This window comes from Bacillus sp. 0909A, from assembly GCF_036765115.1.
In the GTDB taxonomy this organism is placed as follows: Bacteria; Bacillota; Bacilli; order Bacillales; family Bacillaceae; genus Bacillus; species Bacillus mojavensis.
Genome location: NZ_JBAIZU010000002.1, coordinates 576,941 through 592,426, shown reverse-complemented (window position 1 = coordinate 592,426; position 15,486 = coordinate 576,941). Strand labels below are relative to the sequence as shown.

The window sequence follows — 15,486 nt, the reverse complement described above, 5'->3', positions numbered from 1 at the left end:
GAGAAACGTGCTTTTTTATAGTGACAAATAACGTGAAGGGACGAATGATAAACGTGCAAACCAAGTGGCTTGAACGGGCCCAGCGGATTCAGGCGATCGCACAGTCGGGGCTTGCTTTTTCCAAGGATGTGTATGACAGGGAAAGGTACGAAGAGCTGATGAAGCTCAGCTCAGAGATGATGGCGGATTACTCGAAGAAGGACATTGAAGTCATCACTGATTTATGGAAAGGCGAGAAAGGCTATCCAACACCGAAGGCGGATGTTCGCGGCGCGGTATTTCGAGAGAATCGCATATTGCTTGTCCGCGAGAAGCATGATGATTTGTGGTCACTCCCGGGCGGGTTTTGTGAGATTGGATTATCGCCCGCTGAAAATGTGATCAAGGAAATCAAAGAAGAGTCGGGGTACGATACAGTGCCTTCTCGATTACTGGCCGTGCTGGACAGCCATAAGCATCCTCACCCCCCTCAGCCTTATCATTACTATAAGATCTTCATTGAATGCAGCATAACGGGCGGGCAGCAGAAAACCGGGATTGAGACGAATCATGCCGCTTTTTTTCCGGAAGACAGGCTCCCGCCGCTTTCTCCGAAACGAAACACTCAGTCACAGCTCAGCATGCTTTTTGACTTTCAGCGTTATCCGGATAAGAAAATCGTATTTGATTAAACAAAAAAAGAGCCTCTGGCTCTTTTTTGTTTTACAAGACAATATGTTTTTGGCTGGCAAGCTTCAGAAGGGTTAGTACCGAATCAGCTTGTTTATGGCCGAGCCTTTGTTTTAGTTTGCTTTCTTCAACTAAACGGCTTCCATATATGTCGACAGAGGCTTTGTCAACGACAGTATGCCAGTTTTCCTGTTTTGTTCCCTCAACGAGCGGTTTTGAATGTCTCTCAGAAAAAGAGAACACAAACAATACAAATGCAAGTGAAAGTACGATGCCGACAACGAGTTTCTTGCGGTTGATCTGTGCTGTCATTTGTTCTCTCCTTCACCATTTTACTTTCTATTTAATCATATCTTGCGCTTGGATTACATAATGGAAAAGTCATCTTTTAAAGTAGTGCTTATGTTGCGAATGAGGATGGCGTGTGAGATTTTCATAAGCTATTGATTGCGGTTCTAATATGGATGGGCATGCCTAAGGTCACATTGTGAACCAAATCGGGTGTGCGTAATAGAAAAAAATTGAAAGATTATGGTAAGATGAACAACATTCGAGGGGGATTATATGATGCCTGCATCGGCATCTTGAAAACCTGCCTGCTGTTTCAGACGACAAAATGGATGTCCCTCTTTTTTTCGATAGCAGGAGGTGATGAAGTTCGTCAATTGCTGAATCTTTTCTTTTATGGGGAGGGAAAACGCATGAATGTGGTAAATCGGCGACAAGCTTTGCAGCGTGCATTGATGAACGGAAAAAATAACCAGGATGCTTATCATCCGTTTCCGTGGTACGAATCGATGAGAAAGGAAGCGCCTGTTTCCTTTGATGAAGAAAATGAAGTGTGGAGCGTTTTTCTTTATGATGATGTCAAAAAAGTCATTGGGGATAAAGAGCTTTTCTCCAGTTATATGCCGGAGCAGACAAGTTCTATCGGGAATTCGATCATTAATATGGACCCGCCAAGGCATACGCAAATCCGTTCTGTTGTGAATAAAGCGTTCACACCGCGCGTGATGAAGCAATGGGAACCGAGAATTCAGGGAATCACAGATGAACTGATCCAAAAGTTTCAGGGACGAAGCGAGTTTGATTTGGTTCAAGATTTCTCATATCCGCTTCCTGTCATTGTGATATCCGAGCTTTTAGGCGTGCCTTCAGAGCATATGGATGCATTTAAGACATGGTCTGATATATTGGTGAGCACACCAAGGGATGGAAGTGAGGAGGCGGAGAAAGTCTTTCTGGAAGAGCGAAACAAGTGCGAGGAAGAACTGGCCGCGTTTTTTGCCGGCATCATAGAAGAAAAACGGAAGAAACCGGAACAAGACATCATCTCCATTTTAATTAAAGCGGAAGAAACCGGCGAAAAGCTTTCCGGAGAAGAGCTGATTCCGTTTTGTACATTGCTGCTGGTGGCGGGAAACGAAACGACAACGAACTTGATTTCAAACGCGATGTACAGCATTTTAGACACGCCGGGCGTCTATGACGAATTGCGGCGGCATCCAGAGCTGGTGCCTCAGGCGGTGGAGGAAGCTCTGCGTTTCAGATCGCCCGCACCTGTTTTGAGACGCATTGCCAAGCGGGATACGGAGATCGGGGGCCATCAGATGAAAAAAGGTGATATGGTTCTGGCTTTTGTGGCATCAGCAAATCGTGATGAAGCGAAGTTTGACAGGGCGCACATGTTTGATATTCACCGCCATCCCAATCCGCATATTGCGTTTGGCCACGGCATTCATTTTTGTCTCGGGGCTCCGCTTGCCCGTCTTGAAGCAAAGATCGCGTTAACATCCTTGATTTCTGCTTTTCCTCATATGGAATGCGTCAGTATCACTCCGATTAAAAACAGTGTGATATACGGATTAAAAAGCTTCCGAGTGAAAATTTAATAGATAAGGAGACTGGAGATTTATGAAAAAGCACCATATTTCGATTATCAACATCCCGGCGTACGGGCATGTCAATCCTACGCTTGCATTAGTGGAGAAGCTTTGTGAGAAAGGGCATCGTGTCACATATGCGACGACTGAGGAGTTCGCCGCCAGTGTTCAGCAAGCCGGTGCAGAAGCATTGATCTATCATACATCCTTGAATATTGATCCTAAGCAAATCAGGGAGATGATAGAAAAAAATGAGACGCCGATCAGTCTCTTAAAAGAATCACTTAGCATTCTTCCGCAGCTTGAGGATTTATATCAGAATGATCATCCTGATCTGATTATCTATGATTTTATTGCGCTAGCGGGAAAATTGTTTGCTGACAAGCTTGATATACCGGTCATCAAGCTTTGCTCCTCATATGCCCAAAATGAATCCTTTCAGCTCGGAAGTGAAGACATGCTGTTAAAAATGAAAGAAGCAGAGGCTGAATTTAAAGCCTATTTGGAGCAAGAGCAATTGCCGGCTGTTTCATTTGAACAGTTAGCTGTGCCGGAAGCATTAAATATTGTCTTTATGCCGAAGTCTTTTCAGATTCAGCATGAGACGTTCGATGACCGTTTCTGTTTTGTCGGCCCATCCCTTGGGAAACGGACGGAACAAGAAAGTTTGGAAATTGAAAAGGGTGATGGCCCGCTTATGCTGATTTCATTAGGAACGGCGTTTAACGCATGGCCGGAGTTTTATAAGATGTGCATCGAGGCATTTCGGAATTCTTCATGGCAAGTGATTATGTCTGTCGGGAAAACGATTGATCCTGAAAGCCTGGATGAGATCCCTGCTAACTTTACCATTCGCCAAAGCGTGCCGCAGCTTGAGGTATTGGCGAAAGCCGATTTGTTTATTTCTCATGGCGGGATGAACAGTACGATGGAAGCGATGAATGCCGGTGTGCCGCTCGTCGTCATTCCGCAAATGTATGAGCAGGAGCTCACTGCAAAGCGTGTCGATGAATTAGGCCTTGGCGTTTATTTGCCGAAAGAGGAAGTGACAGTTTCCAGGCTGCAGGAAGCGGTTCAGGCGGTATCCGGTGATCAAAAGGTGCTCAGCCGCGTCAAGAATATGCAGAAGGATGTAAAAGAAGCAGGCGGAGCGGAGCGTGCGGCAGCTGAGATTGAAGCGTTTATAAAAAAATCCGCTGTACCGCAGTAACATAAAAACCGAAATCAATTTGATTTCGGTTTTCTGTTTAAATGTTTTTTTTCATCCCGCATCTCCGGCATTCTCTCAAAAACTTTCCGCCTTTTACGGAGCTTTTGAACAGTGTGTAATCACAGTTATCACAGCGTCCGCTATGGACGTCGGGATATTCGTTGAATTCGTAAATAACCGATGTGTCGTAGCCTTTTGTATCGTATTCTTCTTTTGTTTCCATGATCGATCCTCCGTTAAAAAACGTGTCTATTGTTTATATTATAGCATGCACCCGGTGTATTCAACGGGTAATGAGAGACATTTGGTTCATCTTGATTTCTCCTTTGATTTGCGACACAATAGCTTTATTAAAGGTTATATACATATAAAGCCTAAGCTGGCAAAGAGGAGAGGAACGGATATGGGGAAAGGTTTACATGGAAAACGCGTTGCGATCGGCGGTTCTCGGAAAACGGAAGAAATCAGCACAATCATTGAAAAACAGGGCGGAATTCCTGTCGTCCGTTCTCTCCAAGGAACGGTATATTTGGCAGAGGAACAGGTGGAGCCGGAGCTGCGCAAATTTGCGGAAGAAAAAGCCGACTGGGTGATCTTTACGACAGGCATCGGTACGGAGACGCTTGTGAAGATGGCAGAGAAAATCGGCGTAAAGGACGAGTTCCTGCTGGCGATTCGCCAGGCTAAAGCGGCATGCCGAGGGTACAAAACATTGTCTGCGTTAAAAAAGCTCGGAATCATAGCAGAGGCTTCTGATGAAGATGGGACAACCAGCGGATTGATCCGGTCCTTGGAGCCTTACGATTTTTCAGGAAAAAAAGTAATGGTGCAGCTTCACGGAGAAAACGCGCCTGCCCTCATAGCATTTTTGAAAGAAAAAGGAGCTTCAGTTTTGCCAATCCTTCCATATCAGCATATCCCGCCAGAGAAGGAAACGGTGGAACAGTTATGCCGGGAACTGCTGAATGGTGAATTGGATGCTGTTTGTTTTACCACGGCAATTCAGGTTCGTTCTCTGTTTGATTTTGCCAAGGAGCGCGGGTTTATCAATGAAGTGAAGGCTGTATTCGAAGAGCGTGTCATCGCAGCGGCTGTCGGAAAAGTGACTGCTGAAGCGCTGCGGGAAGTAGGCATCACAAGGCTGCTAGCACCGGAGATTGAGCGGATGGGCGCGATGATTATTGAGCTGTCCAAGTATTATGAAGAAAAGGAATAACCAGTACTAAAAGCCGCTTTCCAAATGGGAAGCGGCTTTGTCGTTATCCATTTTCCTTCAATTGCTGATGCGCGGTGAATAATGACGGGTATGTCAGCACGCTTAAGATCACACATGTCAGCGCGGCGGACGCCATCGTTGTAAAAACAATCAAAAGCTGAAAGCGAACCGCCTGAATCGGATCGGCGCCCGCTAAGATTTGGCCGGTCATCATGCCGGGAAGCTGGACGAGCCCTAATGTTTTCTGGCTTTCGAGCGTTGGGATCATACTCATTTTCATAGCGGAAGTCAGGATATGCTGTATGGATTGTTTTGGTGTGCCGCCAAGCGACAAAATCAATTGAATTTCTTCCTTGCGCACCCCGACCTCGGAGCTGAGCCGGTTTAAAAACAGGCTCGCGAGCACCATCGAATTTCCGATGACCATTCCGCTGATCGGGATGACATACCGTGCGGTAAGCGGGATGATGTGAAGCGCCAGAAGAATGCCTTGGGTGACGATTTCTACAATCGCTAAGGCCAGAAACACCCTCCAAAAAGAACCGATTTTCATTTTCTTTCGTTTGACGACGTTTTGGGCCGCCACCCCCAGCATTAACAGCACCATCAGCAGGATAAACACAGGGTGGTCTCCATGAAATATCAGCGACAGCACATAACCGATCACAAGCAGCTGTACCGCCGCCCGGATCGTTGCGATTATCATATCTTTTTCAACGCCGGCTTTAAAGGATTTTGATAAAAACAAGGCAATCAGCACAAAGATCATGGTTAATGAGAGAGAAAGGTAATCCATTACCGTGTGCCTCCCTTCAAAAATTCACGGGCTGCTTCATGCTGAGGACGCGAGAAAAATGTGTCTGTCTCCGCGATTTCCAACAGCCGGCCATCAGCCATAAACCAAATGGTATCGGCTACTCGTTTCGCCTGCTCCATGTTATGGGTCACCCACATCACCGTCAGTTTTTTCTCTTGATGCTGCCTTTTGATCAGCTCTTCAATCTCCAGAGCAGCAACAGGGTCCAGGGCAGATGTAATTTCGTCCAATAATAGGATGGAGGAAGGGTTTGCGAGTGTTCTAGCAAGTGACAGCCTTTGCCGCTGTCCGCCGGATAAATCCTTGGCGCTCCTGTCTAACAGCTCTGGAGACAGGCCTGTCAGTGAGGCGAGCTCTTCAGGAGAGTAAAGCTGGGTTTGATGCAGCTTCTGTACCAGACCCAAATTGTCACGCACCGTTCCGTCAAGGACGGGAGCCGATTGAAAGGCGAGTGCGGCCGTCCGCCTTAGTTTATTCACATTCCAGTCTCTGACTTCCTTTCCGTATATCTTCACTTCACCGTGATCCGGTGTTTTCATCAAATTACACATTGACAGCAGTGTGCTTTTTCCTGAACCGGAAGGGCCCAAAACGGCCACGATTGCTCCCTGTTGAATGTCTCCGGTGACATCCTTCAATACGTCATAGGTTTGTCCCTCATGTTCATAGCTTTTTCGCACAGATGTGAATGAGATCGCTGGTATATCGTCTTTTTGATTGTTTGCTTCCATTAAAATATCACCTTTCAGTTGGGCTTAGACTCTACATAAATATAACGTGAAACAGGTCTCTTTTGGAAGGAGTTAAAAAAGAAAGGAGAACGGGTTTTCGCCCATTCTCTAGCCGCTGCTAAGCAGTCAGATTTGACTGCGTTTTCTTTTTGGGTTTTTGTTGGGAAGCGAAGGTATGTAGCACCATTCCGGCAATAATGATCATTAAGCCGGCAAACGATAATATAGAAGGGAAAACTCCTGACAGCAGGATTATTTCACCAAGCAAAGCGAATATCACTTCCCCGGATTGTGTTGCTTCAACAGCAGCGAGCTTTTGCGGGTGATCCCTTACCATATCCGTTGCCCAGAAAAATAAAACGGTCGCAATGATGCCTGAGCTGACGGCAACGATAAAGGATTGAACGGTTTGCCCCGCTGTCGGAAGGCCATCTGACCACCAGCCGTAAGCTGCCAATACAAGCCAGAATGGAAGGCTTGCAAGGGTCATTCCCAGCACGCGTTGAAATGTATCAAGCCTGCCTCCATATTGCTCAAGCATTCTCCGATTTCCCAGCGGGTAGGCGAAAGCCGCGATGACAACCGGCAGCACGCTGAAGACCAGCATTTTTCCGGAAAGCGACTCTGCATGCTGGAGCTGAATCAGCGCTGCCCCAATCAGAATGACGACGGAAGTGCCCAGTGAAACAAGGGGAATCTTTTGCCGAACGAGCAAAGTGCCTCCAGGCGTGTCTTTTTTCTCATAGAAAAATGGAGACAGCAGCACACCGGCTACAATGGTAATTTGCCATGTTCCGGCTACCAGCCAGCCCGGCCCGAATGCGGCGGCAAACGTGATTGGAGCATAAAAAAGCACAAAGCCGACGAAGCTCCACTTTATCCAAAAAAACGGCTTTTTCCGCATCTCTTGTAAAAGAGGAACGAACTTCCCTTTCATTATGACAATCAGACATAAAAACGGAACCATAAATATAAAGCGTAACGAGGCGCTCCAAAGCCAGCTGCCTCCGGATAATTCCATTGCCCTGTTTAAAATAAAGGTAACGGCGAAAAAGAGAGAAGCCAATATTCCGATTACAATTGCTTTCATCAAATCCCTCATTCTGGCATTATTTTTTTATACTATACTATCCGGGATGATACAGATCAACGGAATTGTAAGAAAATAATGATGTTTTACAGATCAATAGATGTGGAAGACAGAAATAGGGAGGCGAAATGATGGAAACAGAAACGTACTTTTTTCAGGATGACGGAAGGATTCCAAATCACCCTGATTTTCCGCTCGTTATCTATAAAAGTGTTTTTATCGGTCGTGCTGAACAGGCAGAGCGGATCGTCAACCGGCATGGCTGGCTAAACAGCTGGTCGGGCAGTGTTTTTCCGTACCATCATTATCATAGCAACACGCATGAAGTCCTAATCGCAGTCCGAGGGGAGGCTGTTATTCAATTTGGGGGAGAAAAAGGAGCTGCTATGCCTATCAAAACGGGCGACGCAGCGGTCATTCCAGCCGGTGTCGGGCATAAAAAGCTAAGCGCGAGCCCGGATTTTACCGTGATCGGCGCTTATCCAGAAGGTTCTCGGTATGATCTAAAGACGGGAAAGCCCGATGAAAGAGCGGCTGCAATAGAGAATATAGAGCAAGCAGTACTTCCGGCATTGGATCCAGTTACAGGAAAAAGAGAACCTCTATTGGACATATGGGTAAGTCGCAGGGGAGAAAATTGTTGGATTGTCAATAACTAGTGCTGAAGAAATGTTATGACACGGGCACCATATAAATTAATTTCATAATCGAAGCAATTCACGTTCAAATTTTGTTCAAAAAGTGTTATCATATAGAAGGTAATCAAATTGGAGTTTTTTATGTTTGCTATTTTCAGAGAGAGTAAAGGATTTTGACTTATTCAATGGTTTATTTTTGAGATAAAAATAATACTGAATATGGCAAGATGAAAAACTGGGTAGTAAACATTTATTTTTGCGAATGATTGTGCATGAATTCACAATCCTTCTTCTCATGCTTTCAAACATGAGATCAGGGAGAGGCACTACCCTTTCCAAAAAATCAGCATACTGCTTATAGTAAAGGAGAATTGGATATGCCAGAAACAATCGATCAAACAAATGCGTCTGTCAGCCAAAGCCAGCAAGATCTTATTGATCAGCTGTTAAAGCCAGAAGTTCAAGAATCACTGACTGTTTTAGTTGACCAGCTTCCAAAGCTGACTGAGTTAGTGAATATTTTAACGAAGTCTTATGATTTCGCTCAGTCTGTTGCGACTGACGAAGTATTGAAAAGCGATACAGTCGGTGCGATCACTGAAATCCTTGAGCCTGTAAAAGAAACAGCAAAAGAAGTGGCTGCGACTGCAATCGAAGCGAAAGACCGCGCGGATGCTAGCAACGAAACGATTGGACTTTTCGGCCTGTTGCGCATGCTGAAAGATCCTCAAGCTCAAAAGCTGTTCCGTTTTGCTAACAGCTACCTTGAAATCATGAACGAAAAACAAAAATAATCTCAGATTCAAATTGATATAAAGGACGGAGGATATACGATGTCAAAACATATTGTCATTTTAGGCGCTGGTTATGGCGGTGTTCTTTCTGCTTTAACAGTTCGCAAACACTACACAAAAGAACAAGCACGCGTGACAGTGGTAAACAAATACCCAACTCACCAAATCATTACGGAATTACACCGTCTTGCAGCAGGCAACGTGTCTGAAAAAGCGGTTGCAATGCCGTTAGAAAAACTTTTCAAAGGCAAAGACATTGATCTTAAAATCGCGGAAGTCAGCTCTTTCTCTGTTGATAAAAAAGAGGTTGCGCTTGCTGACGGTTCTACATTAACTTACGATGCGCTAGTTGTAGGCCTTGGTTCTGTCACTGCTTACTTCGGCATCCCAGGACTTGAAGAAAACAGCATGGTTCTTAAATCTGCTGCTGATGCGAACAAAGTCTTCAAACATGTTGAAGACCGTGTGCGTGAGTACTCTAAAACGAAAAACGAAGCAGATGCAACAATCCTTATCGGCGGAGGCGGCTTAACAGGCGTTGAGCTTGTCGGTGAGCTTGCTGACATCATGCCGAACCTTGCGAAAAAATACGGCGTAGATCATAAAGAAATCAAATTGAAACTGGTTGAAGCAGGTCCGAAAATCCTTCCTGTTCTTCCGGATGATCTTATCGAACGTGCTACTGCAAGTCTTGAAAAACGCGGCGTTGAGTTCTTAACAGGCCTTCCTGTTACAAATGTAGAAGGAAACGTAATTGATCTGAAAGACGGATCAAAAGTGGTTGCCAACACATTTGTTTGGACTGGCGGCGTACAAGGTAACCCATTAGTAGGTGAATCAGGCCTTGAAGTGAACCGCGGACGTGCGACAGTAAATGACTTCCTGCAATCTACATCACATGAGGATGTATTCGTTGCTGGAGATAGCGCAGTTTACTTTGGTCCAGACGGCCGTCCATATCCGCCAACTGCACAAATTGCATGGCAAATGGGTGAGCTGATCGGTTACAACCTATTCGCTTACTTAGAAGGAAAAACACTTGAAACATTCCAGCCAGTAAACTCTGGTACACTTGCAAGTCTTGGACGCAAAGATGCGGTTGCCATCATTGGTGCTAATTCTACACCGCTTAAAGGTCTTCCTGCTTCCTTGATGAAAGAAGCAAGTAACGTTCGCTACTTAACACACATTAAAGGACTATTCAGCCTGGCTTACTAATCCTTTGTTGTGGTTCAGACATTGCCAAAGCGTTCCTTTCGGGATGCTTTCCGGCAATGTCTTTTTTATTTAGTTTGCTACCGTTAACATTTCATTTTCAAAAAGAGATTGATCCCAGAGGAATATAAAGGTAAAATAAAATCATATCAAAATGTTAACGTTAACATTTTGAAATAGAATGAAAGACGGTGAGGACATGGAACCCTTTATGGGCGAACATTTTTTGCTGAAAAATGAAACCGCTGTCAGCCTTTATCATCATTATGCGAAAGACATGCCGATTATTGATTACCACTGCCACTTAAGCCCGAAAGAAATCTATGAAAATAAGAGGTTTCAAAACATCACAGAAGCCTGGCTGTATGGAGACCATTACAAATGGCGCATCATGAGAGCCAATGGGATTGATGAGACATACATTACAGGCGATGCGACTGATGAAGAGAAATTTATGGCTTGGGCGAAAACCGTGCCAATGGCGATCGGCAATCCGCTCTACAATTGGACTCACTTAGAACTGCAGCGTTTTTTTGGGATTTATGAGATTTTAAATGAGCAATCCGCGCCGGCTATATGGAAACGGACGAATGAACTGCTCCAAGGAGAAGGCTTCGGGGCAAGGGATTTCATTGTGAAATCCAATGTGAAAGTAGTATGCACAACCGATGACCCTGTCGATTCTCTCAAATACCACCTCTTATTAAAAGAGGAAAAAGATTTTCCTGTCAGTGTGCTGCCGGGATTTCGGCCGGATAAAGGGCTGGAAATCAATCGCGAAGGCTTCCCGGATTGGGTGCAGGCGCTTGAAAGGGCTGCGTCACTGTCGATTACAAACTATGATGAGTTTTTGAAGGCTCTTGAAGAACGAGTGCGTTTCTTCCATTCAGTCGGCGGCAGAGTATCTGATCATGCGATTGATTCAATGGTGTATGCCGAAACAGACAAAGAGGAAGCGGGCCTCATTTTTACCGCAAGATTAAACGGGGATCAGGTTTCTTGCGAAGATGAGAAGAAATTCAAGACATATACGCTTCAATTTCTTTGCGGATTATATGCTGAGCTTGACTGGGCGATGCAGTTTCATATCAATGCACTCAGAAATACGAATACGAAAATGTTGAAGAAATTGGGACCGGATACAGGCTATGATTCTATGAATGACGAAGAAATTGCGAAGCCTTTGTACAGGCTGCTGAACTCCGTCGAATTGAAAAACCAGCTGCCGAAAACGATTTTATATTCGCTCAACCCAAATGATAACTATGTCATTGCCAGCATGATAAATAGCTTTCAAGACGGCATCACGCCTGGAAAAATACAATTCGGCACAGCATGGTGGTTTAACGATACAAAAGACGGGATGCTCGACCAAATGAAAGCGTTGTCAAACGTTGGGCTTTTCAGCCGTTTTATCGGCATGCTGACTGATTCCAGAAGCTTTTTGTCGTATACACGCCATGAGTACTTCAGGCGGATTGTCTGCAATCTGATCGGCGAATGGGCTGAAAACGGTGAAGTGCCGAAAGATATGGAGCTTCTTGGCGGTATCGTACAAGGCATTTGCTATCACAATGCGAAACAATATTTTCAATTTCAAGAAGAAAAGGCAAACGTATAAAAGAGGTTCCGCTCAGAATAGCCTGGGTCATACTGAGCGGATATCTCACCGAAAATTCTTAAGACACAGAGGTGGAAGATGCGAGCAGAACTGGAAAATAAGGTTGTGTCGATTGAAACGGAGAAGAGGCTACCGCTGAAGGAGAAAATTTCCTATGGTTTTGGTGATTTTGGAAACGGTTTTATGTTTGATTTGGGCCAAATCTATTTATTGAAGTATTTTACGGATGTTGCGGGAATTCCAGCTGCGATGGCGGGAGGTATTTTTTTAGTCAGCAAGCTCTTTGCGGCTGTAACAGACCCCATTGTCGGCTCATCAATTGATTATCGCAAAAATATCGGCAGGCGGGGGAAATTCAGGCCTTATTTATTAATCGGCAGTATTGTTCTTGCTGTGCTTACTGTTCTTATTTTTCTGTCCCCGAATGTATCAACGACAGGCAAGCTGATTTATGCGTATGCATCCTATATGCTGTGGGGCGTGGGCTATTCATTTGTAAACATTCCCTACGGCTCATTAGGAGCAGCGATGACTCAAAATACGGAAGATCGGACATCTATCTCTACTTTTCGCCAAATCGGCTCACTCGGGGCTTTGTTTATCACAAGCGTAGCCGTCATGCCGCTGCTCGTCAAGTTTGATAACCCGAAGGTAGGCTACCCTGTGGTCATGGGATTGTTTGCTGTTCTCGGTGTGCTTTGGTTTTATATTTGCTATCGCAACTGCAAGGAACGTATTGTTATTGCGGAAGCGCCAAAAGAGAAATTAACATTTTCATCTGTCGTCAAAACGTTTATAACGAACAAACCGCTGCTAACCCTTGTCCTGATGACCATTTTTTCGATTTCCGCATACAACATTAAATCCGCAATGCTCGTATACTTCGCACAATATAACCTAGGCAATGTCGAACTGATGGCTTATATGAACTTTATCATTATTGGATCTTCCTTTTTGGGCGTCGTGTTTCTGCCAAAGCTCGTCAAGATGTTTGGAAAGAAACAAACCGCAATGATTGGTTTCGGCATCAGCGTTGCCGCGGACCTGATCAACTTTATGCTTCCTTCAAATGTATATGTGTTTACCATCCTTGCAAGCATCGCGTTTATCGGAATCAGTATTCCCAATGGCATTACGTGGGCGCTTGTCTCAGATATCATTGACTATGGCGAGTGGAAATCCGGTGAGCGGAAAGAAGCAACGACATATTCCCTCTTTAACTTCTCCCGGAAGCTTGCCCAGTCATTGTCTGGATTTCTCTCGGGGGTCGGATTGGGACTTGTCGGATATATGCCGAATGTAGCCCAGACGGCACAGGCGCTGATCGGCATTAAAGCGCTTCTTCTTCTGTACCCCGCCATTGCTTTGGCATTAGCTATGATTATTATCGGTTTCCTTTATAAACTGACAGATCAGCAGCATGCCCAGATTGTCGAGGAGCTTCAGCATAGAAACTGAACAAACAATCATATATAGAATATTTTGAATAGTTTGCAAGTAAAAATAATGTGTAAGGGTTTTCGCTAAGTGATGAAACTGACAAGAAAGGAGGCTCTTTATTGAATACGGTAACGATTTCCGCTGAAGAAGCGAAGGAAATGGTTCAGCAAAAGCTGATTGGCGTCAATTTGAATGAACGAGATGCCGAAAAAGTAGCAGACGTGCTCGTACACGCCGATTTACGCAATGTAAATTCTCATGGTGTTTTGCGAACAGAACATTATGTGAACAGGCTCAGGGCTGGAGGCATCAATCCAAAAGCGCGTCCCGTTTTTAAAGAAACGGGACCGGTGACAGGAGTGCTGGACGGTGATGACGGGTTCGGCCATGTGATTGCCGATAAGGCGATGGCTCATGCCATTGAAATGGCAATGAAAAATGGTGTTGGCATGGTCACTGCGACAAACAGCAGCCATTGCGGAGCGTTAAGTTATTTTGTGCAAAAAGCGGCTGAGAAAAAACTGATCGGAATCGCTATGTCTCATACTGACAGTATTGTAGTCCCGTTTGGCGGGAGGTCTCCTTTTTTAGGCACGAATCCAATTGCTTATGGGGTGCCGGCAAAGCATAAAAAACCGTTTATCCTAGATATGGCGACGTCAAAAGTGGCATTTGGTAAGATTCTGCAGGCGCGTGAAGAGGGCACAGAAATACCAGAAGGATGGGGAGTCGATGAAAACGGAGAGACGGTAACAGACCCTCACAAGGTCGTCTCACTTTCAACGTTCGGGGGTCCTAAAGGGTACGGGCTATCTGTTGTGGTGGATGTGTTTTCAGGCTTGCTGGCTGGGGCGGCTTTTGGGCCGCATATCGCTAAAATGTACGGCGATCTTGATCAAAATAGGAAACTTGGACATTATGTTTGCGCGATCCATCCGTCCTATTTTACCGGACAAGATATGTTTTTAGAGCAGATGGACGCTATGCTTGATGAACTGCAGCAATCGCCTCCGGCTAGAGGAGTTGAGCGCGTATATGTGCCTGGCGAATTGGAGCAGCTGCATGAGGAAAGAAACAGGAAGCACGGGATTTCAATTGCTCGGAGCGTGTATGAATTTTTAAAAAGCAGGTGAGAAAATGAAAGCGGTTCAAGTGCGAAAAGCGTATGATTTGGTGACAGCAGACATGGGAAAGCCTGTTCTTTCAAAGGGTGATGAGGTGCTCGTCAAAGTAAAACGAGTCGGAATTTGCGGTTCTGACATGCATATTTATCATGGCACGAATCCGCTTGCGACCCTTCCGAGAGTAATCGGACACGAGGTAACGGGAGAAGTGGAGGAGGTTGGTGCGAATGTTAAAGGTCTGAAAGCCGGCGACCATGTTGTGATTGAACCGATTTCTTATTGCGGAAACTGTTATGCCTGCCGTAAAGGCCGGCCGAATGTTTGCGCGAAGCTTTCTGTGTTTGGCGTTCATGAAGATGGCGGGATGCGGGAATATGTTGTGCTTCCTGAAAAGCAGCTTCACGTCGTTTCAAAAGAGCTGCCCTGGGAGGAGGCAGTGATGGCCGAGCCTTATTCGATAGGTGCCCAAGCCGTTTGGCGTGGACAGGTAGAAAAGGGCGATCGCGTTCTGATTCAGGGAGCGGGGCCTATCGGCATCTGTGTGTTAAAAATGGCAAAGCTTGCGGGTGCTTCCGTCATGATAACCGACTTAAATAATGAGCGGCTGGCATTTGCCACTGAAAACGGTGCGGACGCTGTTGTGAATGTTCAAGCAGAACATGCGGCTGAGCGGGTTCGGAAATGGACGGGAGGTGAAGGAGCCAATGTAGTCATTGATGCAGTCTGTCTCCCTGCGACTTTTGAGCTTTCTGTTGATGTCGTTTCTCCGGCAGGGCGTGTGGTGGTGCTTGGATTTGATGAGAGAGCGTCACATATTCCTCAGCTCCCCATTACAAAAAAAGAAGTTACGATTACCGGCTCAAGACTCCAGACAAATCAGTTTCCGAAGGTTGTAAAGCTGCTGAATGAAGGACGGTTAGCGCATAATGGGCTCGTCACCCATACGTTTTCAGTTGATGATGTCCATCATGCTTTTCAATTTATCAAGGAGCATCCCGACCAGGTGCGGAAGGCAGTTATCACATTTGATTAAAAGGC

The 15,486-nt window shown here is 45.4% G+C and carries 16 protein-coding genes; 11 read left to right on the top strand and 5 right to left on the bottom strand.

Annotation, left to right across the window (positions count from 1 at the left end):
- Nucleotides 1-44 precede the first annotated feature (44 nt).
- Entirely contained in the window at nucleotides 45-671 is a 627-nt protein-coding gene (locus V6D42_RS08320) for an NUDIX hydrolase (protein WP_333512900.1), read from the top strand.
- Nucleotides 672-702: 31 nt separating this feature from the next.
- On the opposite strand, the gene V6D42_RS08315 is transcribed toward V6D42_RS08320, so the two are convergent.
- Nucleotides 703-981, bottom strand: coding sequence for a hypothetical protein (locus V6D42_RS08315; RefSeq protein WP_326130642.1), 279 nt, complete (start codon nucleotides 979-981; stop codon nucleotides 703-705).
- A 389-nt stretch (nucleotides 982-1,370) separates the two neighbouring features.
- Here V6D42_RS08315 and V6D42_RS08310 point away from each other — a divergent pair, with 389 nt between their 5' ends.
- Both V6D42_RS08310 and V6D42_RS08305 read left to right on the top strand, forming a co-directional pair.
- Nucleotides 1,371-2,561 (top strand): cytochrome P450, encoded by a 1,191-nt coding sequence (locus V6D42_RS08310; protein ID WP_333512899.1) that lies wholly within the window; start codon nucleotides 1,371-1,373, stop codon nucleotides 2,559-2,561.
- A 22-nt stretch (nucleotides 2,562-2,583) separates the two neighbouring features.
- Nucleotides 2,584-3,762 (top strand): macrolide family glycosyltransferase, encoded by a 1,179-nt coding sequence (locus tag V6D42_RS08305; RefSeq protein ID WP_333512898.1) that lies wholly within the window; start codon nucleotides 2,584-2,586, stop codon nucleotides 3,760-3,762.
- 37 nt (nucleotides 3,763-3,799) lie between these two features.
- Here the strand turns inward: V6D42_RS08305 and V6D42_RS08300 are convergent, their stop codons facing one another.
- Entirely contained in the window at nucleotides 3,800-3,985 is a 186-nt protein-coding gene (locus V6D42_RS08300) for a hypothetical protein (protein WP_333512897.1), read from the bottom strand.
- Between the two features lie 180 nt (nucleotides 3,986-4,165).
- Between V6D42_RS08300 and V6D42_RS08295 the strand changes: the two genes are divergently transcribed.
- Nucleotides 4,166-4,978, top strand: coding sequence for a uroporphyrinogen-III synthase (locus tag V6D42_RS08295; protein ID WP_333512896.1), 813 nt, complete (start codon nucleotides 4,166-4,168; stop codon nucleotides 4,976-4,978).
- A gap of 43 nt (nucleotides 4,979-5,021) precedes the next feature.
- On the opposite strand, the gene V6D42_RS08290 is transcribed toward V6D42_RS08295, so the two are convergent.
- From V6D42_RS08290 to V6D42_RS08280, 3 genes are all read right to left on the bottom strand, one after another.
- Entirely contained in the window at nucleotides 5,022-5,774 is a 753-nt protein-coding gene (locus tag V6D42_RS08290; protein WP_326130639.1) for an ABC transporter permease, read from the bottom strand.
- Complete coding sequence (locus V6D42_RS08285; protein WP_333512895.1) at nucleotides 5,774-6,526, bottom strand: ABC transporter ATP-binding protein; 753 nt, start codon at nucleotides 6,524-6,526, stop codon at nucleotides 5,774-5,776. The genes V6D42_RS08290 and V6D42_RS08285 overlap by 1 nt, the downstream gene beginning before the upstream one ends.
- A 118-nt stretch (nucleotides 6,527-6,644) precedes the next feature.
- Nucleotides 6,645-7,616, bottom strand: a complete 972-nt coding sequence (locus V6D42_RS08280; protein ID WP_333512894.1) for a DMT family transporter — start codon at nucleotides 7,614-7,616, stop codon at nucleotides 6,645-6,647.
- A 131-nt stretch (nucleotides 7,617-7,747) separates the two neighbouring features.
- On the opposite strand from V6D42_RS08280, the gene V6D42_RS08275 reads away from it, so the two are divergent.
- The 7 genes from V6D42_RS08275 (at nucleotide 7,748) to V6D42_RS08245 (ending at nucleotide 15,481) form a co-directional block, all read left to right on the top strand.
- Nucleotides 7,748-8,275 carry a cupin domain-containing protein gene (locus tag V6D42_RS08275; RefSeq protein WP_333512893.1) on the top strand — a complete coding sequence of 176 codons (528 nt, stop codon included), beginning with the start codon at nucleotides 7,748-7,750 and terminating at the stop codon, nucleotides 8,273-8,275.
- Between the two features lie 356 nt (nucleotides 8,276-8,631).
- Nucleotides 8,632-9,048 carry a DUF1641 domain-containing protein gene (locus tag V6D42_RS08270; protein WP_010333866.1) on the top strand — a complete coding sequence of 139 codons (417 nt, stop codon included), beginning with the start codon at nucleotides 8,632-8,634 and terminating at the stop codon, nucleotides 9,046-9,048.
- A 39-nt stretch (nucleotides 9,049-9,087) separates the two neighbouring features.
- A complete protein-coding gene (locus V6D42_RS08265; protein ID WP_010333868.1) occupies nucleotides 9,088-10,266 on the top strand; it encodes an NAD(P)/FAD-dependent oxidoreductase in 1,179 nt (392 codons plus the stop codon).
- A 196-nt stretch (nucleotides 10,267-10,462) separates the two neighbouring features.
- Entirely contained in the window at nucleotides 10,463-11,884 is a 1,422-nt protein-coding gene (gene uxaC / locus V6D42_RS08260) for a glucuronate isomerase (RefSeq protein ID WP_333512892.1), read from the top strand.
- Between the two features lie 78 nt (nucleotides 11,885-11,962).
- Entirely contained in the window at nucleotides 11,963-13,342 is a 1,380-nt protein-coding gene (locus V6D42_RS08255) for an MFS transporter (RefSeq protein ID WP_333512891.1), read from the top strand.
- Nucleotides 13,343-13,443: 101 nt separating this feature from the next.
- Nucleotides 13,444-14,457, top strand: coding sequence for an ureidoglycolate dehydrogenase (gene allD / locus V6D42_RS08250; RefSeq protein WP_333512889.1), 1,014 nt, complete (start codon nucleotides 13,444-13,446; stop codon nucleotides 14,455-14,457).
- A 4-nt stretch (nucleotides 14,458-14,461) separates the two neighbouring features.
- Nucleotides 14,462-15,481 carry a zinc-binding alcohol dehydrogenase family protein gene (locus V6D42_RS08245; protein ID WP_333512888.1) on the top strand — a complete coding sequence of 340 codons (1,020 nt, stop codon included), beginning with the start codon at nucleotides 14,462-14,464 and terminating at the stop codon, nucleotides 15,479-15,481.
- Nucleotides 15,482-15,486: the final 5 nt, after the last annotated feature.